Annotated in this window: 14 protein-coding genes and 1 pseudogene; 4 read left to right on the top strand and 11 right to left on the bottom strand. The window is 67.7% G+C overall.

Annotated elements, in window-relative coordinates:
• Nucleotides 1-83: 83 nt before the first annotated feature.
• Nucleotides 84-1,310 (top strand): exonuclease SbcCD subunit D, encoded by a 1,227-nt coding sequence (locus tag ASF08_RS16080; protein ID WP_056147073.1) that lies wholly within the window; start codon nt 84-86, stop codon nt 1,308-1,310.
• 122 nt (nt 1,311-1,432) lie between these two features.
• Nucleotides 1,433-2,413 carry a catalase family peroxidase gene (locus ASF08_RS16085; RefSeq protein WP_056147075.1) on the top strand — a complete coding sequence of 327 codons (981 nt, stop codon included), beginning with the start codon at nt 1,433-1,435 and terminating at the stop codon, nt 2,411-2,413.
• Between the two features lie 72 nt (nt 2,414-2,485).
• Here the strand turns inward: ASF08_RS16085 and ASF08_RS16090 are convergent, their stop codons facing one another.
• The 6 genes and pseudogenes from ASF08_RS16090 to ASF08_RS16110 form a co-directional block, all read right to left on the bottom strand.
• On the bottom strand, nt 2,486-3,859 hold the full coding sequence (locus ASF08_RS16090) for a calcium-binding protein (protein ID WP_244474556.1): 1,374 nt from the start codon (nt 3,857-3,859) through the stop codon (nt 2,486-2,488).
• Nucleotides 3,860-4,005: 146 nt separating this feature from the next.
• Nucleotides 4,006-4,178 (bottom strand): annotated as a pseudogene (locus tag ASF08_RS24920) (IS5/IS1182 family transposase); the annotation flags it as partial.
• Nucleotides 4,179-4,193: 15 nt separating this feature from the next.
• Nucleotides 4,194-5,585 carry a calcium-binding protein gene (locus ASF08_RS16095; protein ID WP_244474557.1) on the bottom strand — a complete coding sequence of 464 codons (1,392 nt, stop codon included), beginning with the start codon at nt 5,583-5,585 and terminating at the stop codon, nt 4,194-4,196.
• Between the two features lie 212 nt (nt 5,586-5,797).
• Entirely contained in the window at nt 5,798-9,328 is a 3,531-nt protein-coding gene (locus ASF08_RS16100; RefSeq protein WP_056147079.1) for a hybrid sensor histidine kinase/response regulator, read from the bottom strand.
• A 602-nt stretch (nt 9,329-9,930) separates the two neighbouring features.
• Nucleotides 9,931-12,486 carry a CheR family methyltransferase gene (locus ASF08_RS16105; RefSeq protein WP_082473236.1) on the bottom strand — a complete coding sequence of 852 codons (2,556 nt, stop codon included), beginning with the start codon at nt 12,484-12,486 and terminating at the stop codon, nt 9,931-9,933.
• Between the two features lie 242 nt (nt 12,487-12,728).
• Complete coding sequence (locus tag ASF08_RS16110; protein ID WP_056147081.1) at nt 12,729-13,130, bottom strand: DUF6894 family protein; 402 nt, start codon at nt 13,128-13,130, stop codon at nt 12,729-12,731.
• A 348-nt stretch (nt 13,131-13,478) separates the two neighbouring features.
• Between ASF08_RS16110 and ASF08_RS16115 the strand changes: the two genes are divergently transcribed.
• Nucleotides 13,479-17,228, top strand: coding sequence for an AAA family ATPase (locus ASF08_RS16115; protein WP_056147084.1), 3,750 nt, complete (start codon nt 13,479-13,481; stop codon nt 17,226-17,228).
• Between the two features lie 305 nt (nt 17,229-17,533).
• Here the strand turns inward: ASF08_RS16115 and ASF08_RS16120 are convergent, their stop codons facing one another.
• From ASF08_RS16120 to ASF08_RS16130, 3 genes are all read right to left on the bottom strand, one after another.
• Nucleotides 17,534-19,345, bottom strand: coding sequence for a M10 family metallopeptidase (locus ASF08_RS16120; RefSeq protein ID WP_056147086.1), 1,812 nt, complete (start codon nt 19,343-19,345; stop codon nt 17,534-17,536).
• Between the two features lie 257 nt (nt 19,346-19,602).
• Entirely contained in the window at nt 19,603-20,055 is a 453-nt protein-coding gene (locus ASF08_RS16125; protein WP_082473237.1) for an anaerobic typically selenocysteine-containing protein, read from the bottom strand.
• Between the two features lie 142 nt (nt 20,056-20,197).
• Entirely contained in the window at nt 20,198-20,863 is a 666-nt protein-coding gene (locus tag ASF08_RS16130) for an HAD family hydrolase (RefSeq protein WP_056147088.1), read from the bottom strand.
• A gap of 281 nt (nt 20,864-21,144) precedes the next feature.
• On the opposite strand from ASF08_RS16130, the gene ASF08_RS16135 reads away from it, so the two are divergent.
• Nucleotides 21,145-21,354, top strand: a complete 210-nt coding sequence (locus tag ASF08_RS16135) for a hypothetical protein (RefSeq protein ID WP_018046052.1) — start codon at nt 21,145-21,147, stop codon at nt 21,352-21,354.
• Nucleotides 21,355-21,557: 203 nt separating this feature from the next.
• Here the strand turns inward: ASF08_RS16135 and ASF08_RS16140 are convergent, their stop codons facing one another.
• A complete protein-coding gene (locus ASF08_RS16140) occupies nt 21,558-21,914 on the bottom strand; it encodes a hypothetical protein (protein WP_056147090.1) in 357 nt (118 codons plus the stop codon).
• A 500-nt stretch (nt 21,915-22,414) separates the two neighbouring features.
• On the bottom strand, nt 22,415-24,031 hold the full coding sequence (locus tag ASF08_RS16145; RefSeq protein WP_056147092.1) for an FAD-dependent oxidoreductase: 1,617 nt from the start codon (nt 24,029-24,031) through the stop codon (nt 22,415-22,417).
• Between the last annotated feature and the right edge of the window lie 27 nt (nt 24,032-24,058).

Consider the following 24,058-nt stretch of genomic DNA (forward strand, 5'->3'; position numbering starts at 1 on the left):
CCGCCGGGTAGGACCGGCGGCGGCGGCGCGCTACAAGGCCCCGGCCCGCACGGGCGATGTCCGGGCGAGGTGGGAGCGATGACGTGATCCGCGTGCTGCATACCGGCGACTGGCATATCGGGCAGTCCCTGCGCGGCTATTCCCGCGCCCACGAGCATGCGCGGGCGCTCGCCCATCTCGAAGCCATCGTCGTCGGCCACGAGGTCGACGCCCTCGTGGTGGCGGGCGACGTCTACGACAGCCAGAACCCGTCCGGCGAGGCGCAGGCCCTGCTCTACGACGTGCTGGTGCGCCTGCACCGGGCGCGCCCCGCCATGACCATCGTGCTGACCGCCGGCAACCACGACGCGGCCGGGCGCCTCGAAGCGCCGAGCCCGATCCTCGAGGCCATCGGGGTCCGGGTCATCGGCAATGTCCGCCGCCGCGACGGCGCCGTGTCCATCGAGCGTCATCTCGTGCCGGTCCTGAAGAACGGCGACGTGGCGGCCCAGATCCTGGCGGTGTCCTATCCCACCGCCGCCTGCCTGCCCCCCCTACGCCGGGAGGAGGGATCGCCCATCGTCCGGGCCGTGCGCGCCCTCTACGCCCAGGTGATGGAGGCGGCGACGCCGCATCTCTGCGGCCTGCCGCTCCTCCTCACCGGGCATCTGCACGTGGCCGGGGGGACCGAATCGGAGGGGGCCGAGCGCCGCATCCTCGTCGGCGGCGAACATGCCGTGCCGCCGGACGTGTTTCCAGCGGAGGCCGATTACGTGGCGCTGGGCCATCTCCACAAGGCCCAGACCATCGGCGGCGGGATGGTGCGCTATTCCGGCTCGCTGATCCCGCTCTCGGCCACTGAGCAGCCCTACATCCACGGGGTCAGCCTCGTGATCCTGGGCGACGGACCGGCGCGGGTGGAGCATATCCCGATCCCGCGCCCGGTCCCGTTCCTGCGCCTGCCCGCGCGCGGCGACATGCGGCTCTCCGACCTCGCCGACCATCTCAAGGCCCTCGACCTCGACCCGGCCCTGCCGATGGAGGAGCGGCCCTACATCCAGGTCCGCCTCGCCCGCGAGGGGCTAGGGCCGGGCCACCGGGCCGAGGTGGACCGGATCGCGGACGGTTTTCCCGTGCGCATCGTCGACACCCGCGTGGCGCCCGCCGCCGATCCGGTGGCGGAGGCCGTCGAGGCGGCGCCCCTCGTGCGCCTCTCCGAACGCGACCCGGAGGACCTCTTCCGCCTCGCCTTCGCCCGCGTGCGGGGCGCGCCACCGGAGCCGGCGCATCTGGAGGTGTTCCACCGCGTCCGGGCCGAGGCCGAAGGCTGAAGCCCGCCGCACCGGTCTCTTGTCACGCGCCCGTTACCCTGTAGGTATTACAATTCGATTGTGCGCCATCGAGATTCGCCGGCCCATGCCGATGCGAGCCGGGCGACGGGGGAAACAGCGCCATGAAAGTCTCGATCGTCGCCACCGGCTGCGCCATGGCGCTCGCCCTCGCCGCTCCGGTCCGAGCCGAGGAGGCGGATGCCGCCGCCATCGTCAACGGCCAGTTCGTGGCCGGCGGCAACAAGCCCGGCGTGCGGGCCAGCGGCGCCAAGGGCGTCTGCCTCACCGGGCAGTTCACCCCCTCGGCCGAGGCGGCGGGGCTGTCGAAGGCACCGCATTTCGCCAAGACCGTGCCGGTGACCGCGCGCTTCTCCATGGGCGGCAGCAACCCGGGCATCTCGGACAAGGCCAAGCCGGTGACGCGGGGCTTCGCCCTGCGCCTGCGCGACCCGGCGGGCGACCTCGTCCTCGTCATCATTTCCGCGCCGGTCTTCTCGGCGCGGACGCCCCAGCAGCTGTTCGATTTCGTCTCCGTCCGCGCGCCCGGCCCCGACGGCAAACCCGATGCCGAGAAGGTCAAGGCCTTCGCCGCCGCCAACCCGGAGACCACGAAACAGGCGGCCTGGCTCAATGCGCGCCCGGTCCCGGCGAGCTTTGCCGGCGTCGATTACTGGGGCGTCCACGCCTATACGCTCACCAACGCCAAGGGCGAGGCCAAGGTGGTCAAGCTGAAGACCGTGGCGGATGCGGGCCAGCTCGGCCTCACCGACGAGGAGCTGAAGGCCAAGCCCGACAGCTTCTATGCCGACGAGCTGAAGGAGCGCCTGGCCAAGGGGCCGGCCAGCTTCTCCCTGGTGGCGATCCACGGCGAGGCCGGCGACCCCACCGCCGACCCGACCGCTCTGTGGCCCGAGGAGAACCGCAAGAGCACGACGCTCGGCACCCTCGCCATCACGGCTCTCGAGCCCGACGCCATCTGCGACGCGTCCACCTTCGATCCGGTGGTGGACCTCCCCGCCGGCATCGCCGGCCCGGCCGACGACCCGATGTTCGCGATCCGCTCCCCGGCCTACGCCGTGTCGCTGTCGCGCCGCGCGCAATAAAGCGACGCTCGACCCGCCTGCCCGGTCGCGCTGGGATCGCGCGACCGGACAGGCGGGATCATCGTGCGGGCGTCAGAAGATGAAGCTGCCCTCCGACACGGCGCCGAAGCCGACGTCGAGCAGGATGATCTTGTCGGTCGGTCCGGATTCGTGGGTCAGGGTGATGAGGGTGCTGTCGCCGCCGTGGAACGGCCGGAAGTCCAGGCCATCCGTCTCCCCGCCGAGGCTGCGGAGGTCGATCTTGTCGTTGAGCGCGTCGAACTTGCGGATGACGTCGCGGCCATCGCCCGCGGCGAAGACGAAGGTGTCGGCACCCGCGCCGCCGAACAGGGAATCGCCGCCCTTGCCGCCGGTGATGACGTCGTCGCCCTTTCCGGCCTGGATGCGGTCGGCGCCGTCCGTGCCGACGATCGTGGAGCCGCCATCGGCCAGGCTCTGCGAATAGATCTTCGCGCCGATATCGACGCCCGCCATGGTGAGGGACGCCCCGTCGCGGACATAGATTTTCTCTATGCTGGCGGTGCTGGTGAACGAGTCGTCCGTCAGGACGACGACACTGCCTTTATTTACGAAGAGCAGGTCCGTCCCCTCGCCGCCATCCACACTCACGGGCGAGCTGTTGATGACAAGGCGATCGTTGCCATCCCGCCCGTACAATTCGTCGGAACCGCCATTGCCGTTCAGCGTATTGGCGCCGCCGTCTCCGTAAAGGGTATCGCCGGACGTACTGCCGATTACATTCAGGAATCCAAAATAAGCATCCTGCTGCGCATCGCCGTTGAGGCCGCTGTTTCCAGCGAGATCGACAGTCACGCCCGCGATGGAATGCGCGTAGCTCAACGTATCGACGCCACCGCCACCGGTCATATAGTCGGCGCCCGCACCCCCCTCGATGACATTGTTCTCAACGCTGCCAGCTATGACGTCGTCATATTGCGATCCGCGAATGTTGGCAATATTTACAAAGATGTCTTGTTGATTTTCACTTGCAAAATCATAGCCTTTGCCGATCCTCAAGTCGACGTCGACCCCGCCCGAGCCGTCTCCGGTAGGCGCATCGAAATGCTCGTAGCTCAGGGTGTTCGTGCCGGCGCCGCCATCGATGGTGTTGATGCCGCCACCGCCCTCCAGGATATCGTTGCCGCCGCCGCCGTTCAGGACGTCGTCACCGAGGCCGCCCCGCAGAACGTCGCCTTGAGTTCCGCCATCGAAATTTACGTCAACGTTATTATCAGAGAAATCAAGATACAGACTGAGCATTGATACCGTGGAAGGAACCATATAGCTGGCCAATGCGCCATTATTGTAGAAACCCAGACCAAAATAGCTATCGAGTACCGTTTTGTAAGAAGAATCAACTCCATTATACGCAAAGCGGCTCAGTTCGAGAAGGACACTCTTATCTTCGTCATACGAATCTGTATATGAACATCTGATCTCGGCCATTGGATCGCTCGTCAGCTTATATATTGAGTTACGGAGGCGGCGCTCAACGCGAATAGCGTTGCGGAAAACGAATACTCTATAGATATAAAGAAATAGTGAATCAATGCAGTATTGTCCCGGCTATGTTCCCGCCTCGATCGGCTCCGGAAGGCGATGACGGCAGAGGCATAGTTGCGGGCCAGCCGTCGTATCGGGCGGCAAGACGACGGAAGTCTTTGAGGCGGCAGAAGATTGCCTCGACGCGCCAGCGCTCGCGAGAGCGGCGCTCGGCACAGGCGATAACCCGGTCGCGCTGGGATCGCGCGACCGGGCAGGCCGGAGGACTGGGCAGACTTCAGAAGAGGAAGCTGCCTTCCGTCACGGAATCGGCCGTGACGGCGAGCAGGATGATCTTGTTCGAGGCTCCGGTGTCACTCGTGAAGGTGATGATCGTGTTGGCCTCGCCGTGGAACGATCCGATCTTCACGTTATCCATGCTCTGCGTGATGAGACCGATGTGGAGCGCATCTTCAGTCACGTCGAACTTGCGGATGACATCGCGGCCATCGCCCGAGGCGAACTCGAAGATGTTTGCACCGGCGCCGCCGAAAAGGGAATCGCCGCCCTTCCCGCCGGTGATGACGTCGCCGCCCTTGCCGGCCACGATGCGGTCGGCGCCGTCCGTGCCGACGATCTTGGAGGAGCCATCGTTCAGGCTCTGCGAATAAATCTTCGTGCCGATATCGACGCCCGCCATGGTGAGGGACGCCCCGTCGCGGACATAAACTCTCTCGATGCTGGCAAACGACTCGTCGGTGAGTTCGACGTTGCCGAACCTCGCGATGAAGAGCAGGTCCGTCCCCTGGCCGCCCTGTACCTTCACGGGCGAGTTGCCGATGACGAGGCGATCGTCGCCGCCCCGGCCGTACAATTCGTCGTTGCCGCCATTGCCGTTCAGCGTATTGGCGTCGCCGGTTCCACTAAGGACATCATTCGACGTACTGCCAAGTACGTTCAGGAACCCCAGGTAATGATCCCCCTCCGCGTCGCCCTCGAGACCGTCTTGTCCAGAGAGATCGACAGTCACGCCCTCAGTGGAATGCGCGTAGCTCAACGTATCGACGCCACCGCCACCGGTCATATAGTCGGCACCCGCACCACCCTCGATGACATTGTTCTCGGTGTTACCATCTATCCCATCGTTATATTGCGATCCGCGAATGTTGGCAATATTAACGAAGGAGTCCTGTTGTTTGTCGCTACCATAATCGTAGCCTTCGCCGGTCCTCATATCGACCCCGACCCCGCCCGAGCCGTCTTCGGTGGGCGCATCGAAATGCTCGTAGCTCAGCGTGTTGGTACCCGTGCCGCCGTCGATGGTGTTGATGCCGCGACCGCCCTCCAGAATATCGTTGCCGCCGGCACCGTTCAGGACGTCGTTGCCGTCGCCGGTGCGGAACACGTCCCCGAAATCGCCGCCGGTGACCCGCGTGATTTTATCGAAGTCGCTGGAATCGCCGTAGAGGCCAGCCATCTGTGTCGACAGCTGGAAGACCTGGGCCTCATATTCGATCCCCGGCCCATCCAGGAAGTATACGAGAAAATTTTCGTACTCTTCATACCCATCGACCACGGCACCAGGGCCGAAATCGAGCGTCCTGGCCTCCGGGTTGATTGGTTCTTGATATCCTATAGTGAAATTTTCGGGATCGTAGTCGCCGTCCATCGTATAACGAAATTGAGCCATCTTGAGCCCCTACAGAACAGGTTCGTGCTAAAACCGCTCTGCTTCGATATGACTCCACCATTTAAAATACAGTTATGGCTTTGTCTGAAAATACCAAGACAAAGCCCTTGCGAGCCAAAAACTGTGCCCCACTGTGGGCGGGTGACGAGCGCCGCGCCCCCTCGCGCCGGGCCGCCCTGAAGGGCGGCGAGGGCCGAATGCCGTCCTCCCCCCTAGCCGGAGGCGATCATGTCCTTGATCCGGCCGGCCAGCGCTTCCATCACGAAGGGCTTGGTCAGCACCTGCATGCCGGGCTCGAGATGGCCGTTGCCGACCACGGCGTTCTCGGCATAGCCGGTGATGAACAGGATCTTGAGGTCGGGTCGGGCCACCCGTGCCGCGTCGGCCATCTGGCGGCCGTTCATGCCGCCGGGCAGGCCGACATCGGTGACGAGGAGGTCGATGCGCACGTCCGATTGCAGCACCTTGAGGCCGGAGGCGCCGTCGGCCGCCTCGATGGCGGTGTAGCCGAGCTCTTCCAGCACCTCGGTCACGAGCATGCGCACGGTGGGCTCGTCGTCGACGATGAGCACGGTCTCGCCCCGTTGCGCGCGCGGCGCGGCGGCGAAGGCGCCGGCCTCGTCCACCTCGGAGGCCTCGCCGTAATGGCGCGGCAGGTAGAGGCACATGGTGGTGCCTTCGCCGAGTTCGGAATAGATCCGCACCTCGCCGCCCGATTGCCGCACGAAGCCGTAGATCATCGACAGGCCGAGGCCTGTGCCCTCGCCGAGCGGCTTCGTCGTGAAGAACGGATCGAAGGCGCGGGCGATCACCTCCGGCGTCATGCCGGTGCCGTTGTCGGTGACGCAGAGGGAGAGATACTGGCCGGGGTCGAGGTTGCGCTCGCGGGCGGCATGCCCGTCGAGCCACTTGTTGGCGGTCTCGATGGTGAGGCGGCCGCCATCCGGCATGGCGTCCCGCGCGTTGATGCACAGGTTCAGCAACGCGTTCTCGAGCTGGTTGGGGTCCACCAAAGCCGGCCACAGACCGGCGGAGCCCACCACCTCGATCGTCACCGCCGGACCGACCGTGCGGCGGATCAGCTCTTCCATCCCCGAGACCAGGGCGTTCACGTTCGTCGGTTTCGGGTCCAGGGTCTGGCGCCGCGAGAAGGCGAGGAGCCGGTGGGTGAGGGCCGCCGCCCGGCGCGAGGCGCCCTGCGCCGCGTTGATGTAGCGGTCGAGTTCGGTCAGCCGCCCCTGCGCCATGCGGGTCTGCAGCAATTCGAGGCTGCCGGAGATGCCGGTGAGCAGGTTGTTGAAATCGTGGGCGATGCCGCCGGTGAGCTGGCCCACCGCCTCCATCTTCTGCGACTGGCGCAGGGCCTCCTGGGTCTGGGCGAGGGCCGCCTCGCGGGCCTTCTCGTCGGTGATGTCGCGGGCCACCGCGTAGAACACCTCGCCCACGGGCGCGCTGACCCAATCGAACCAGCGATACGCGCCGTTCGCCGTGCGGACCCGGTTCTGGTGCCGTACGGTGCGGCCCTGCCGCATCGCCTCCACCGCCTCCGCGCTGTGGGGGAGGAAATCGGGGTGGATGATCTCCCAGAACGGCGTCGCCAGCAGGGTCGCCTCGTCGTAGCCGAGCACCTCGGTCCAGGCCGGGTTCACGTTGAGGAGGCGGCCGTCGAGGGTGCCCGACATCAGGAGGTCGGGGATCAGCGTCCAGATGCGGTCGCGCTCCTTGATGCGCTCGGCGATCTCGCGCTCGAGCTCGGCCCGCGAGCGGGCCAGGACCTCGCGGGCCTCCACGATCTCCTGGATCTCGGTGCAGGTGCCGAACCAGCGCACGATCCGCCCGTCCGCGTCGCGCACCGGCTGCGCCCGCCCCAGCACCCAGCGGTACTGCCCGGAGCGGTGCCGCAGGCGATATTCGATGTGGTAGGGCTCGCCCGTCTTCAGGCTATGGCGCCAGACCGTCCAGGCCTTGTCCCGGTCGTCGGGGTGGAAGATGCCGTTCCAGCCCGCGCCGTCGGTGGAACCCGCCGGCACCCCGGTATAGTCGTACCAACGCTGGTTGAAGTAATCGTGGTGCCCGTCCGGCAGGGTCGACCACACCATCTGGTCGATGGAATCGGCGATGGCCTGGAAGCGCCCCTCGCTCTGGCGCAGGCGCTCCTCCGCCTCCCGGCGCTCGTCGATGTCGATGACCGAGCCGACATAGCCCAGGAACTCGCCCTCGGTGCCGAAGCGCGGAGTCGCGGCGTCGATGGCCCAGCGATAGGTGCCGTCGGCCCGGCGCAGGCGGTACTCCACCCGGAAGGGCTCGTGCGCGGCATTGGCGGCGAGGAACGTGTCCGCCGCCAGCCCCTCGTCGTCGGGATGCGTCGCCTTGGTCCAGCCGAGGCCGAGGGCCTCCGCCTCGGTCTGCCCGGTGAACTCGTACCAGCGCCGGTTGAGGTAGATGCAGGACCCGTCGGGAATCGTCACCCACATCATCACCGGGGCGTGGTCGGCCATGTTGCGGAACCGCGCCTCGCTCTCCGTCAGCGCCTCGGCCTGCGCCCTGCGCTGGGTCTCGTCCCGCGCGATCCGGAGGAAGCCGGGCGAACGGCCCTGCGGGTCCGGCGGCAGGCGGTGGAGGGAGCCGGCGAGGAACACCGGCATCCCGTCCGCGCGCCGGTGCCAGCGCTCCGAATCGGCGCGGCCCTGGTTCACCGCCTCGGCGAGTTCCGCCGCATCGATGCCGGCGCCCCGGTCCTCGGATGTGAAGATCATCGCTCCGTCACGGCCCAGCGCGTCGGCGGCCGTCCAGCCCAGCACCTCGACGGCGCCCGCCGACCAGCTCGTGATGATCCCCTGCGGGTTCATCGTGAGGACCACGTGATCGCGCGCGCCCTCCATGACGAGGTGCAGGCGCTCCTCGCGCTCGCGCAGGGCCTCCTCCGCCGCCCGGCGCCCGCTGACGTCCCGGTAGAACACCGAGAGGCCGCTGCCGGAGGGATAGACCCTGACCTCGATCCAGATGTCCCGCTGCGTCGAGCTGTGGCGGTAGGTGAGTTCGGCCGAGGCCCGTTCCGCCATGGCGCGGCGGTAGAGCGGCCAGGTCGGCATCCGCTCGGCATCCGGCCACACCTCGAGGAGGTGACGGCCGAGGATCGCCTCCGAGGGGCGCCCGTCGAGGCGAAGGCCCTCCGCGTTGATGCGGCGGACGCGGAAGTCGTGGTCGAGCAGGAGGAAGCCCTCGCCCATCCCGTCGAGGACGCCGCGGACCTCGGCCTCGCTCTGCCGCAGCCGGCTCTCGGCACCGATCCGGCCGGTGGTCTCGGTGCAGGCGCAGAAGAAGCCGGCGACGGTGCCGTCCTCCTCCCGCACCGGCGTGTAGGAGAACGCGAAATGCGTCTCCTCGGGAAAGCCGTTGCGCTCCATGACGAAGGCGACGTCGTCCATCTGGATGGAGTGTCCCGCATAGGCATCGGCCACGATGGGGGCGAGGTCGCTCCAGATGTCGGACCAGACCTCGGCGATGGGCCGCCCCATGGCGGCCGGATGCTTGGCGCCCATGAGCCGGGCATAGGCATCGTTGTAGAGGACGATCTGCCCCGGCCCCCAGGTGACGAACATGGGCTGGCGCGCGGCGACCATCATCCCCGTCAGCGTGCGGAGGGACGCGGGCCAGGAGGCGAAGGGTCCGAGGGGCGTCGCGGACCAATCGATGGCCTCGATCAGCGCACCACACTCGCCCCCGTTCACGAGGACACTCACTGCCACTCTTTCTCCGTCGCGAGGGTCGATGCGGGATGGCGCGCCGCGGGATCGGATCGCGCGTCCGCACAGGATCGACGTCCCTGCCAACGGCCAAGGTCGATCCGCCGTTCCCCGCGAGGGCCCGCCTCACCGGAGGGACGGCCCGGCCTCGACATCGCGGCCCGATGACACGAGCCGGTGTCCGATGTCAAAGTCGCGGCGCCCGCCGGTCAGTATCTCCGTTTGAAATGTCGTCCTGAACGATCGCCCCCACGCTCCCGTTCCGATTCCGAGTGGGGGAAATCCGACGCTTGGTCCCCATCCCTAAGCGTCCGAGGAGGTTGGTAATCGGACGTTGGCCAGCTGCCAGAACGTTGACGTTCGACCTTCGGAACAGGCCCGCGCCCCGATCCGCTCTCCCATGAACCAGAGGCGACCGGGCTTTGCCAAGGCGTGCCGTCGCCCGCTGCCCTTGCGCCCGCTGCCCTTGCGTATGCACCCGTATCCGCGTCACGCTACTAGAGTTGCGCCCGACCACGTTGGGTCGGGGCACATCTCCAGGCCTTTGTTGTGCCGCGCTCTTTTTCGCCGAACCGGCATCCACTTCGGCGGAGAGCGCTCTAGAGGTTCGTGAAGTTTGCGACGATCCCGGGCGTCCGGCTGCCCTTGGAGGACGCGGCCATCAACCGGACATGGTAGCGGGCGCCGTCTGTGCTCTCGATCGTCCGCTCGGAGGGACGGCTCGTTGCCAGCACCGTCGGGATCTCGTCTGACAGCCACGTCAGGGGAATCGGCGTCGAGAAGTTGCGCAGGGACCGGCCGACGTCGCCCGGCTGCAGGCCAAAGATCTGTGCCGCGGCGGCGGTGAACATGCGGATGTGGAGATCCGGTGTCAGGAGCACGCTGGCGACGTTCATGCCCTCGAACAGCGTGGACTGGTCATCGCTCATCTGATCGATGGCCTCGATCTTGGACGTCAGCTCGGCATTCAACGTCTGAAGTTCCTCGTTCAGAGACTGCGTCTCCTCCTTCGAAGCCTCCAGTTCCTCGTTGGCGGCCTGCATTTCCTCGTTGACGGAGTACAGTTCCTCGTTCGAGGATTTGAGCTCCTCGAGGGAGGTTTCGTACTCCTCGATCACACCCTGAAGCCGCTCGCGCGTCACGCTCAGTTCGCGTTCCAGGCCCTGGAACGCCGTGTCCCGTTCATTCGCCTCCAGGGCCTGCCGCTCCCTTACGACCGGCGCAGCGGCTTCCTTGAACACGACCAGGAACAGTGGCTCAGTCGCGCCGGCCGTGTTCAGCGGCTTGACGACCAATGAGATAGTCTGGAGCCGGCCGTCCGGCAGTTCGACGCTGATGCTGTCGCGCACGGCCGGGGTGTTGCCCTCTATCGCCTCGCGCAGCGCCGTTCGGAGATCCAGCCGCAGGCCCTTGCGTGCCATCGCAGCCAGCTCCCGAGTCGGCTGTCCCGGCACGACCTCCAGGTGATCGCCGATCCGCGACGAGTAGTGCACGGCCTCGCCCGTCCGCGTCACGACCGCGTGCGGCGGCGTGAACTCGGATAGCATCAGCGTCTCGACCGTGTGCCGCAGGGCCGCATGTGTCGTGACGTTGCGCCGGTACGGCTGGCCGGCACCCGCGAAGATCGGCGTGTCAGGCCCGGACATTGGTGGCAAGCGGGCCGGCAGGATCGCGTCGCGGGCCTGGAAGATGCGGTTCCGCTTGTCGATCGTCTCGAACAAGTCGTCGAAGCGCGTCACGTTCTCGGCCATCCCGATGAAGAGGTAGCCGCGCGGGCGTAGAGCGTAGTGCAGCACTGGCATCAGTTGCTGCTGGGCTTCGACGCCGAGATAGATCAGCAGGTTGCGGCAGGAGACGAGATCGAGGCGCGAGAACGGCGGGTCGCGCAGCACGCTGTGCGGGGCGAAGCTGCAGAGGTCGCGCACGGCCTTTGCGACCACCACGCTGTCGCCTTCGACGACGAAGTGCTGCGCGATCCGTTCGGGCGTGACGGCGGACAGGTAGGTCCTCGGGTAGAGGCCGGTCCGGGCGACCGTGAGCGATCGCTCGTCGATGTCGGTGGCGAAGATCTGCACGCGCGGCGGTTCCGCCAGGGTCAGCATGTGCTCGCGCAGGAGGATGGCCAGGGAGTAGACCTCCTCGCCGGTCGAGCACGCCGGCACCCAGATCCGCACGACATCGGTCGACGCGCGCTCGTCGAACAGCTTCGGGATGACGTGGGTGGAGAGAGCCTCGAAGGCGGCGGCGTCGCGGAAGAAGTTCGTCACACCGATCAGCAGATCCCGAAACAGCGCCCCGACCTCGGCTGGGTCGGCACGCAGCAGCTTCAGGTAGTTGTCCGGCCCGGCCGCGCCGACGACGCTGATGCGCCGCTGCAGGCGACGCACGAAGGTGCTGGGCTTGTAACCGGAGAAGTCATGGCCGACCTGCGAGCGGAGGATGGCGAAGATCTCGGTCAGCAGTTCGGCATCGAACTCCCGAGCGACCAGGTCGGCCTGACCTTCCTGCGTGGCGGGACTGATGGCGGCGAAGTGGGCGGCGATCCGGTCGCCCATCCGTTCGGCCGTCTCGCCGAAATCGACGAAGCCGGTCCGCAGCGCGCTGATGGGCATGTCGGGGGCTTCGGGGCCGGAGCCATCCAGGGTCTGGGCCAGGGTCAGGCCGCCGTGCTCCTTGATCGCCTTGATGCCGATGGCGCCGTCACCGTCGCCGCCGGACAGGATCACGCCGACCGCGCGCTCGCCCTGGTCGACGGCCAGGGCAGTCAGGAAGATATCGACCGGCTTGGTCTCGCGGATCGCCGGCCTCAGCGGCTTCAACCTCAGCCGGCCGCCCGCGATGCTCATGACGAAACCGGCCGGCATGACGTAGACGCGGCCCGGCCGGACCGGCACGCCGTCGACGGCGACCTCGACACCGAGCGGCGTGAGCCGGGCCAGCACGTCCGAGAGCAGGCTCTTGTGCTCCCGGCTGAGATGCGTGACGACGACGAAGGCGGCTCCGAGCGTCGCCGGCACCCCACGGAAGAAGCCCCGCATCGCCTCGATGCCGCCCGCGGACGCGCCGATGCCGACGATCGGGAAGTGGTCCTGGTCCATCACCACGTTCTGAGCCTTCGGATCGATGCTACGCCGTTCGTCGGGTCCCAGCATCATGCGTTCTTTCCTACACCGCGTCGATCAATGCACGGTGGTTCCGGCCGCCCGTTGTCCCATCGCGCCAGCGACATCCAGCGCAGGTCGGCTTTTTGCGGTTTTCGCATAAAGCGAGCAGACGTAAGTATAACCCTAAGCTGTAAGGTTTTCGCCTCGGAAATTGCCGAGAAGCGGACCTTAACCGATCTCCCGGGAGCGGCTATTCTGCTTCCAACCGGTAAGGCCTCTTCTTAAACTTGCCGCTAGCCGCGGGTCCCCTTCGCCATGTCGAGGAGACGCTGAGTCTCTGCAAATGTCACATTCAGCTTCACTTGCGCATCGCGAAGCTCCACAATCAGCCCCGCTGTGCGCCTCATCTCAGCCCGTCCTTTCCGGAAGCGTAGCTTGGAGGGTTGTTTTGAACGCTTTCGCCCGTGATCCAGAACCTCCGCGAAAGGCAGCACCATCAGAATGGTACCACGCGCGTCGGTGATCTCGAAGCCATACCGGATCGGGTTCTCCGCGTTGGAGGCCAGATCAGAGCTCATTCCCGGCACGGCCTTAAAGGCCTCAAGATAAGCTGCCTCAACGCTCACGAGATCCAGGCCTGTATCGTCGCAGTCAAGTCCATCTGGGCCACGGAGGTGAAAGTAAAACTGTGTCATAGACCGTACCCGGTGGACGTTTCTTCATCCTGCCAGCCTGCGCGGGTCGTTTCGGATGGTCAAGGCCGAGGCCGTGCCCCCCGGAAATCCACCCGATCCCGCTAACTAGAGCCGTGACCTGGTAGCGGCTCTGGATTCCGGGCTCCGCGATGCGGACCCAAAATGACGACGTGGCCTGTTCAGTGTCGTGCCACATCCCATTCCCCCTGGTTCGCAGCCCTGCCGCCATCCCGCCGCGTGTGGACATCGTTGCGCGGCGACGGCATCGCCCTCGTCCGCCCGTCATCCTGGGCTATGAAGACTCCGCCCCACCCGGCTCCTTCATCCTTCGAAACGAGGCCACGACCCTTGCGCATCCTGGCGATCCGCGGCGAGAACCTCGCGAGCCTCGCGGCCCCCTTCTCCGTCGATCTCGCCGGCGGCCCCATCGGCGCCACCGGCATCTTCGCCATCACCGGCGAGACGGGGGCGGGCAAGTCCACCATCCTCGACGCCCTCTGCCTCGCCCTCTACGGGCGCTATCCGCGCGTGGCGACCGGCGGGCGCGAGCGGGCGCCCGATCCCGGCGGCGACCCCATCACCATCGGCGACGAGCGGGCGATCCTGAGGCGGGGGGCGACGGAGGGCTTCGCCGAGGTCGATTTCATCGGCCGGGACGGGCAGGGCTACTGCGCGCGCTGGTCGGTCTACCGGGCGCGCGGCAAGGCCAACGGCCGCCTCCAGAACAAGACCCGCTCCCTCACCCGGCTTGCGGACGGGGGCTCCGTCGGCGACAGCAAGGCCGGCCTCGTCGACGCGGCGATCTGCGAGCTTACCGACCTCACCTTCGACCAGTTCCGCCGCACCGTCCTGCTGGCGCAGGGGGAGTTCGACGCCTTCCTCCTCGCCGCCGAGGGCGAGCGCGCGGAACTCTTGGAGAAGATCACCGGCACGGCGATCTATTCCGAGATCTCGAAGCGGATCCATGCCGGGGCCGAGGCGCAGCGCGCCACTGTGAAGGAGCTGGAGGCCCATCGCGACGCCGTCGGCCTCCTCGACGAGGCGGCGCGGGCGGAGAAGCACGCAGAGCGGGCGCGTCTCCAGGCCGAGGTGGCGGGGCTCTCCGGCCAACTGGCGGACCTGAACGCGGCGCTGGCCCATGCGCGGCGCATCGCCGACACACGGGGCCTGGTCGCGGCGGCCGAGAGCCGCCTCACCGTGGCGCGGCAAGCCCTGGAGACCCATCGGCCCGACAGCCTGAGGCTGGCCGAACTCGACGCGGTGGAGCCCCTGCGCGAACCGGCGCGGAATGCGGCGCGGGCGGAGCGGGATCTGACCGCCGCCGAGGCGGCCCTGGTCCTGGCCCTCGCGGCGCGCGGAGAAGCCGAGGCGCGGGCCGGGGCCGCGCGGGAGGCCCATGACGCCGCCGCCAGGGCGGACGAGGCCTCGGAGATCGGGTTCAAGGCGTTCGGGCCGGTCTGGACGCGGGCGGCCGAGCTCGACACCCGGATCGCCGAGGCGGCCGCCGAATCCGCCCATGCCACCGAGGCGGCGACCGTCGCCGGGGCGAAGGCGCTGGACGCGCGGACAGCCCTGGAGGCGCTCGATGCCGGCCTCGCGGCGGCGGAGGCCACGCGCGCCGAGGTCGCCGCCCGGTTCGCGGCCGATACGGGCGGCGCCTTCCTCGCCGGCCGGACGGAGGAGGCCGAACAACTCTTTGCCAAGCGCGCGACCCTGAGCGCGGAACTGGCGGAGGCCAAGGCCACTCTCCGCACGGCCACGGACGAGGCCTCCCGCCGCTCGGCCGCGATCGCCACGGGGGACCGGGCGATCGCGCAGGCGAAGGCCGCGCGGACGCAGGCGGCCGAGCACCGGGCCGGCCTCGCCGCCGCCCTGGACAAGGTCGGCGAGGCCGCGGCGCGGGCGCGCCTGGGCACCATCGACCGCCTCGCCGAGCACCTGCGCGAGGCCTTGCCCCTGGCGCGCGGCCACGCGGAGGCGTCTCTCGCCGTTGAGCGCGCCTCCACGGAGGCGGAGGCCGCCCGCCGCGCCGAGGAGGCCGCGCGGCTCTCGGGGGAAGAGGCCGCCGCCCGGCAGGCCCGCGCCGTGGAGATGCGTAAGGCCGTCGCCCCCCTGGCGGAGCTCGCCGAGGAGGCGGTCTCGCAGCAGGCGGCGCATCTGCGCAGCCTGCTCGTGGAGGACCAGCCCTGCCCGGTCTGCGGCGCCACCGATCATCCGCATGCCCGAGACCAGGATGGGCTGGGGCGGGTGGCCGAGGCGCTGAAAGCCCAGCGGGCGGAACAGGACGCGGCCATCGCCGCCGCGCGGGACGCCCTGGCGGAGGCCGCCTCGGCCGCCGCCGCCGCCGACGCGCGGGCGCGCAACGCCGAACAGGTGGCGGCGGCCGCGCAGGCTACGCAGGGTCGGGCGGCCTCCGCCTATGCCGACCTGCACCCGAACCTCCTCGCCACGCGGGACGAAGCGGGGGTGGACGGGACCATCCCGGAACGGCTCGATGCCGAGGCGGCTCCCGCCCTCGCCGGCCTCGTCGAGGCCCTGAAGCGCGACCGCGCCCCGCTGCTCTCCGCCCTGGAGCGGGCCGGGACCCTGCGCACCGAGATCGACGCCCTCACCGCCCGGATCGAGGCGGGAGCCGGTGAGATCGAGGCGGCGGAACACGCCCGCGCCGCCGAGCGCGAGGCCCTGCGTCTGGCCGAACTCACCGCCAATGGCGAGACGGTCCGCGTCTCGGGCCATACGGAGCGGGTCGTCTCCCTCGGCCGCGAGATCGCGCCGTATCTGGCGGGTGCCGGCCTGTCACTGGCCGATCTCGAGCGGGACGGGGCCGGTGCGGCCGAGCGCGTGGCCGAGATCGCCGCCGCGCACCATGCCCTCGACCGGCATCGCGGGAAGCTCGACCGGGAGGCCCAGTCCCTCGCATCCCGGCGCGCCGGCGCGGCCGAGGCCCTGGGCTTCACCCGCGCCGCCGCCGACGCGGCCGGACGCGAGGCGCTGGCCCGCTCCGACAAGCTCGCCGGGCTGCGGGCCGAACGTGCGCCCCTCCTCGGCGGCGAGGAGACGGGCGCGCACCGGACCCGGATCAACGACGCGCGCAAGCGCGCCCGCGACGCGCTGAAACAGGCGGAAGAGGCCCGCGCCGCCGCCCATGCCGCCCTCGCCTCGGCGGTGACGGCGGCCGAGCACGGGGTGGCCTCCCGCGACGCGGCCCGGCGGCTGCGCGAGGAGGCCGATGCCGCGTTCCTCGCCGCCTGCGCCCCGCGCGGCGTCGAGGCGGTGCGGGAGGCCCTGGCCCTGCCCCCGGAGATCCGCGCCTCCCTGCGCCAGGCCGTCGATGCGCGCATGGCGGAAGCGCGCGAGGCGGAGACCGCCCTCGCCACCCGGCGGGCCGACCTCGCCCTCCTCCTCGATGCGCCGGAGATCGACGCTCCCGCCACGCAAGCGGCGGCCTCCGGCCTCGCCGAGACGATCACCGCCCATCAACAGGGGCTCGGCGCCATCACGGCCGATCTCCAGCGGGACGACGCGGCGCGGGAGCGGGCGGCCGGGTTGGAGGCGGCGATCGCCGGGGCGCGGGCCGATTACGCCGTCTGGGAGGCGGTGAACGAGGCGGTGGGCTCGGCCAGCGGCGTCAAGTTTCGCCTCTTCGCCCAAGGGGTGACGCTGGAACATCTGGTCCGGCTCGCCAACGAGCACCTGCTGGCCTTGAGCCCGCGCTACCGGCTGGTGCGCGGCGACCCGGCCAACCTCTCCCTCCACGTGGTCGACCGCGACATGGGCGAGGAGGTGCGCGCCACCCGCAGCCTCTCGGGCGGCGAGCGCTTCCTCGTTTCCCTGGCCCTCGCCCTCGCTTTGTCCGGCCTGGAGGGCCGCGATTCCTTCGTCGACACGCTCTTCATCGACGAAGGCTTCGGCTCCCTCGACGCCGAGACCCTCGACCTCGCGGTGGACGCCCTGGAGACGCTCCAGGGCCGGGGCCGCAAGGTCGGCGTCATCACCCATGTGGCGGCGATGATCGAGCGCATCGCCGTGCAGGTCCGCGTGGAGAAGCGCGGCAACGGCCGCAGCGTGGTGAGTGTCGTGGAGGCTGGGGCGGGGTGAGGCTGCTGATCGCCTCCGGTGCGTCGGTCAGGGGGCTCTTCTGAAACACTGCTGGATTCAGCCATCCGCTTTTACAAGCAGAGCGCGTCCCTCTCCCCCTTGTGGGGAGAGGTCAGGAGTGGGGGTGGCTCCGCCAGCCTCCGCAGCATGAGGGTCACCCGACCACCCCCACCTCCAACTCCTCCCCACAAGGGGGAGGAGGGCCGCGCGGCCCTTACATGTGTGAATGCCGTAGACTGGACGGAAAAGAGACCCGCATCAGTATTCCCGGCGTGACGTCTTCCCAGCTCGAAGTCCTGGCCGCCTCAAACGAAGAACCCCGAATCGACCTGCGAGACGCGGATGTGGTCCAGTTCGACCGTTCCCCCGCCCGAAAGGGCGAGCAGGGCATAGCCGTCGGAGGACTGGCCGAGGGAGTAGGTCTGGCCGGAAAGGTCGATCCGGTCTCCGCTCGAGGCGCTGAAATCGAACAGCCTGTCGTCGCCCGAATGGAGGCCGAACACGGCTCGGTCGGCGCCCGCGCCGAGGAACAACACATCGTCGCCGCGTCCCCCGGTCAGCACGTTGCTGCCCCGGCCGCCGATGAGAACGTCGTCGCCCCATCCACCATGGAGCGTGTCGTTGCCCGCGCCGCCATCGAGCCGGTCGTTGCCCTGGCCGCCGAGGAGCGTGTCCGCGCCGCCATTGCCATAGAGCCGGTCGTTTGCGGCACCGCCGTTCAGCACGTTGCCGCCCGCATTGCCCCGCAGGGCATTCGCCAGATCGTTGCCGGTGGCCCTGGCGGCGTCGCCCATGAGGATCAGGTGCTCGACATTCTCGCCGAGGGCGTAGGAGACGGTGCTGCGGACATAGTCGGTGCCCTGACCGGCCCTCTCCACAACCATGTCGCGCCCGTTATCGACGAGGTAGGTGTCGTTTCCGGCAAGGCCGAACATCTTGTCCGAGGAGAGACCGCCGTCGAGGCGGTTATCGGCCGTGTTGCCGACGATCCGGTCATGCCCCCGGCCGCCGATGGCGTTCTCGATCAGGGAGCGGAGATCGCCCTGGTGCAGGAGCGCGTTGGCGACGTTGCCGAGCGCGATCGCGTCGCCGCCGCTATAGGCCTGGTGGTTGACGAGTTGCGCGGTGGAGAAGGTCGAGAAGGCTCCCGGGCGCAGGTCCACGTCCAGGGCGGTCGCATAATTGGAGAGATCGTAGGTGTCCCGGCCGTCGCCGTCCCAGACCGTCATCGAGATCTTGTTGGAGGTGGGAGCGCCCTGGCCGATGCCGTCGATGGACAGCTCGCCGGTCTTGGTGTCCCAGCGATAGGTCGTGTCGCCACTCTGAGTCTGGAAATTGGCGCCGTAGAGAAACTGCAGGGCCGCGATGTCGTCCTGCATGTAGGTCTGAGGCTGGTTGAACCCCTCGCCTTCGAACGAAACGCCAAGATTGGTCGGGTCGGACCGGTAGGTCATCAGCGACCAATCCTGCCCGTCCTTCTCCAGGGGAAGCGCCGCCGTGCCGTAGCGGGGCGGGCTGCCGGCGAGGCCGAGCTCGGCATTCAGAGGGGCGTCCGTATAATCCTGATGGCCATGCTTCAGGCCGAGCGCATGCCCGATCTCGTGCATGTTCGTCGCCTGCCCCCAGTTTCCGATCACCGGAACGCTGTAGAACGGCTGGTCGGTATAGGTGCCGAACCAGACATCCCCGGCCTGGAGATTGCTCGACGGAAAATTGGCATGGGCCGATCCTTCGTCAATCCAGGAGGTCTGGCTGAAACGCAGCTCGGCATGAACCGTGACGGTCTCGGTGATCTCCTGGAAGGTCAGGTTGGTATAGGAGGAGACGAGATCGAGGGTGTAGCGCGTCGCCTCCTGCTGCTGCGGATTGAAGGGCTGGTGATAGACGGGGTCGCCACTCTGGTACGGATCACTCTCGTAGCCGGACCCTTCGTAGAAGCTCCCGCTCGCCGGAAAGCTGTAGGTCAGCGTGCCGATCGTCCATTTCGAGCCGATCAGAACACCATCGATATGATCGTCGCCGGCGAAATGATACGTCCCGTCGCGGTCCTTAGACTGAAGCAGCAGGGCCGTCTTTCCGTCGCTGCGGCTGGCTTGTGCTGAACTCGGTACGGCCATCGTCTCGCGCCTTCACAATCGAGCATGATTGTCCGCGCCGTGATGGTCAGCCAGGGGGATGATTCGTATCGACGGCGCTCAGGACGAAGTTCATAGGGCCTGACCGCTTAAAGAGTGGGTTAAAAACTGCGACGATCGGGGCCGGCCCGACGGACCATGCGGGCCGATACCCGGCGGGTCGCCTGGCATTGGCGCGAAAACGGGACGCCAGCGCGAAAAACCCACGGCGTCCTGCCTCGAACGGCCCTGTCGCCCGGTCAGCCGGCGGGCGGAGTGAGGACCAGCTTGCCGACGAAGGGGGCATCGGCATTGCGGGTGCTGGTGCAGCCATAGGCCGTCTCGCCCGCCTTCATCGTCCGCAGCCGCAGGACGCCCTTGCCGTTCTGCTTCACGGTGTAGCCCTTCTCGCTCATGACATGGACGAGGTCGCCATCCGCGTGCAGCACCTTGGCGTTCTCGAACTGGCCCTCGGCGGTGATCGTCACCGGGGCGTTCGCCGTGCTCACGATGTGGAGCTCCACATTCGTATCGGCGGGCAATCTCAGCTCGGCCGGTGCGCAGACGGGCTTTCCGTTTTCGAGCGTCACGGTCAGCTCGACCGGCGGCATCGCATCGCTCGCCGGCGGCGCCAGAGGCTTGCTTTGAGAATAAGCAGGGCCTGCGATGAGTGCAGCCACCATGACGGCAAGGCTTCGACGAATCGTCATCATCGTTGTCGGCTCCGATTGCTTCGCATCCCGGCGGTGCGCGGTGTCGCTCTGACAAGAACGACCACCCGTCCCTGTTCCGGGCTGCGACGAAGCGAGCCCCCTCCCCGGCGCTCCCACCGGGCCTCGGCCCGATGAGCGCATGTCAGCCGGCGGCGAGGGGCGAGCGATCGAAACCGTCGAGGAGATCCTGCGGGTCACGGTAGAGGGCGATGCAGCCGGCCCTCGAAAGGTCCGCCGCCGGGACGCCGCCGCACAGGACGCCGATGGTCGACAGGCCGGCCTTGGTCGCGGCCTCCGCGTCGTAGGGGGTATCGCCGACCACGAGGATGGAGCTTGCCTTCAGGGGCGCGAGTTTCTTCAAAGCCGCCTCGAAGATGTCGGGATGGGGTTTGGAGCGTTCCGCGTCGTCCGATGTGGTCACCACGTCGACGAGATCGGCGATGCCCAGGATCTCCTGGTAATGCTCGACTTCGTCCTTCTTGCCCGACGACCCCAGGGCGATCCGCATGTCCGCCGCCACGATCCGCTCGAACAGGGCGCGCACCCCGGGGAACGGCCGCACCCGGTCGAGGTAGTCGCGCTTGAACAGGTCGGAGCGGTAGGCCTCGATGGTCTTGCCCTCGCGCTCCACGCGCTCCGGCGGCAGGAACACCGGCATGAGTTCATCGCCGCCCTTGCCGATCTGGCGCCGGACCGCGACGAAATCGGCCTCTACCCCGAAATGGGCGAAGGCCTCGACCCAGGCCTTGGCATGGAGATCCACGCTGTCGAGCAGCGTGCCGTCGATGTCGAAGATCACTGCGCGCATGTGAGGCCCTCCCGCGCCGACAACCATCTTGGGGAATGCGCCGTTCCGCGATGCGGATGCCACGGACCGAGGGATGGCGGTCGAAGAGGGGGTCGCGTGGCGGTCGAAACGGGGGGTGCGTGGCGGTACCGGGCGGATCGCCGTTGCTGTCCGGACCCCGCTCAGGGTGTGGCGGCGTGCCGCCGCGAGACGCAAATAAGCATTATCATGCTATATTTTTCCTCGGTCAGGCCAGGTGTATGGCACTTTTTTGCTTTATCTCACGGAGCGCCGTTTGCCCGATGATGAGCCACCGCTGTCTCGACCCCCACGATTCCTACGCACAGGCGGAGGTGTTGGTCACGTTCGAGGGGGTATTCCCGGACGTCCATCTCCTCTCGGCCATCGACGGCGAAGGTGACGACATCCTTCCGGACCTGATCGACGAGCAGAGGCGCGACCTGATCCAGGAAATCGCCGAGTTCCACTACGGAGCGCGGTCGGCAGCGTGACCATCGACCACCGCAAGACCTTCGACGACGCTGCCTTGCCCTTGGCGCCGTCCTCACGTTCTTTCTCGCATCGCCTCCAGAGCGCCACCACCTCCTGCGGCGCTCAAGGGGCGGGCTTCACCCAGCCGGCGCCGAGCGCCAAAACCTGTTACGTTTTAAAGTCTTGAGCGAGCTCGAGCGTCGGCTCGCCGATGCGGACCGGCTCAGCTCTTCGTCCCCTGGAAGGGACGAAACAACCAGGCGAGGCGCTTGGCATCGGCCTCTTCGCCCTCGGCAGGCTCGGTCGGCGGCTCTTCGGCCCCGGTCCCGGCCGGCTTCCCGGCATCCTCGTCTTCCAGCGTCTCGACCATCTGTTCGAGCAGCGGCGGCAGCCTGACCTCGTACTTTTCGAGAATGATGGCCGCGTCCAGCAAGGCGTGAATGTGAGCTTTTGGAATGGGTTGGCTGGCGATCTGCGCGCTGAGGACGCGGTCCGCCAGAAGGCTCGCGAGGCGTGACACCTCGGACAGCCGCCCGGCGGGGTCCGCGGCGGCGGAGGACGGCTCCGGGCTCTCGGTCATGACAAATGTTCCTCCCCCACCAAGTGCTTACCCCATTAACCGCCATCCCCCTACATGCGCCAGACGCTTCGTTGTCCCGGCGGACGAACCACCGTGCCGGCGGCCTCGAAGCTCCATTATTTTGGGCATCGGCCTGCGCGGCCGGGGCCGCGGCCCGAACCGCGCCACCCTCGTTTCTCAGGCCGCCCGTTGTGATAGGGGTTATTTCGCCCGCCGTGGTGGATGCCGGTGCGATAGCGTATAAGCGAAGATGATGTTTTTGAGTGCCGGATATTGACCGAGTTCGAGAGCGTAAGCCGTCGCATACGCCACTCGATAGCAGACCTAAAACTCAGGCTAGGCTGGGCGTTGGATAGTGACCCTTTGCGGAAGCTGGGAAGGTCCGCTTCAGGGCTGTCCTCAAAACGGGACGAGGACCAGGATGGGTGGGTTCCTGCCTGTCCGCTTTCGGACGAGAGATCATAGAAGCTGACGTGCATTCATGTGAGGCTTCAAGGCGATCACGCGTGGACATAGTCCCAAACCTTGGAGATCACGACCGACCCCTCGCCCACCGAGGATGCGACGCGTTTGACCGAATTGGCGCGCACATCGCCCACCGCAAAGATGCCGGGCTGCGACGTCGCGTAAGGCGAGGTTTCGCCGATCGCCTCCCCGGTCAGCACGAACCCGTTGGCATCGAGCTTGGCCAGGCCGGAAAGCCAGCCAGTATTTGGCGCGGCGCCAACCATCACGAACAGTGCGCAGGTCGAGACCCTGCGCAGGGTGCCGTCGGCGACAGTCCGGACCGTCACCGCTTCGAGATGATCCGCACCCTGCAGGGCGGTCACCTCCGCCCCGTACTCGATCGTGATTGCGGGATCCGCCTCCAGGCGGTTGGACAGGTAGCTGGACATTGAGGTGGCGAGGGATTGTCCGCGCACCAGGAGGCGCACATGGCCCGCCGAGCGGCTGAGGAACATTGCCGCCTGCCCGGCCGAGTTGCCGCCGCCGATGACGATCGTCTCGGTGTTCCTGCAGTAGCGCGCCTCGATTTCCGTCGCGGCGTAATAGATGCCCGCGCCCTCGAAGGCTTCGAGGCGGTCGATGGGCAAACGCCGGTACTGCACGCGCGTCGCGGCGATGACCGCGCGCCCGCGAACCCGCTGGTCGTTGTCGAATGTCGCGCAGAAGGCGTCGTCTTCGAGCCGCTCCAGCTTCACCACCCGACGCGGCATCGCGAACCGCGTCCCGAACTTCATCGCCTGGACCTCGCCGCGCCAGACCAGGTCGGCGCCGGAGATGCCGGTCGGGAAGCCCATATAGTTCTCGATGCGGCTTGACGTGCCGGCTTGGCCGCCGACTGCCAGGTCCTCGATAACCAGAGCTCGGAGCCCCTCCGCCCCGGCATAGACGCCGGCCGCCACGCCGGCGGGGCCGCCGCCGACGATGAGCACGTCAAAGGCCTCGTCGTCGACGAGGTTGTAGTTCAGGCCGAGCAGCTGCGCGATCTTGTCGGGGGTCGGATCCGTCACCACGACGTCCCGGCCGAAGATAACGGCCGGCCGACCGGAGGAAATCGCACAGCTTTCCGCGATGGCTCCCGCTTCCGGAGTGCCAAGCGCGTAGGATCGGTAAGGGAAGCGGTTACGGCTTGCGAATTCCGCGATCCGCCGGACGGCCCTGTCGTCGTCCTCGCCGATCAGGACCAGCGTACCGTCGCGCGAATCGAGCTGCCGCCGCCGCCGAGCCGCCAGCACCGTGATGACGATGTCCGACATTTCGGGGATTTCGGACATCAGTCGCAGCATGTCGGCCCGCGGCACCTCGATGACGCGTGTGTCGATGACCGCCCGCATGGGCATCGACCAGTTGCCGCCGTTCAGGATCGAGATTTCTCCCATGAACTGCTTCGGCCCGAGGGTCGAGGGAAGATGGCGCTCATCGGTGAAGGGGTTCACCACTTCGATCTCGCCCTCGATGACGTAGACGAAGCGGTCGGCCGGCTCGCCGGCGCGGGCGAGGAACGTCCCGGTTAGGTAGAGCCGCTCGGCGCCGAGGGCCCGGAGCGCGGCGACATGCGCAGCGGCCAGGGGTACGCGCTGCATCTCGCGAAGGTCGCGGCCGATGGTTTCCATGTCTTCCCCCATCGTACGATCGGAAGC

The sequence above is a fragment of the Methylobacterium sp. Leaf85 genome, assembly GCF_001422125.1.
Classification (GTDB): Bacteria; Pseudomonadota; Alphaproteobacteria; order Rhizobiales; family Beijerinckiaceae; genus Methylobacterium; species Methylobacterium bullatum.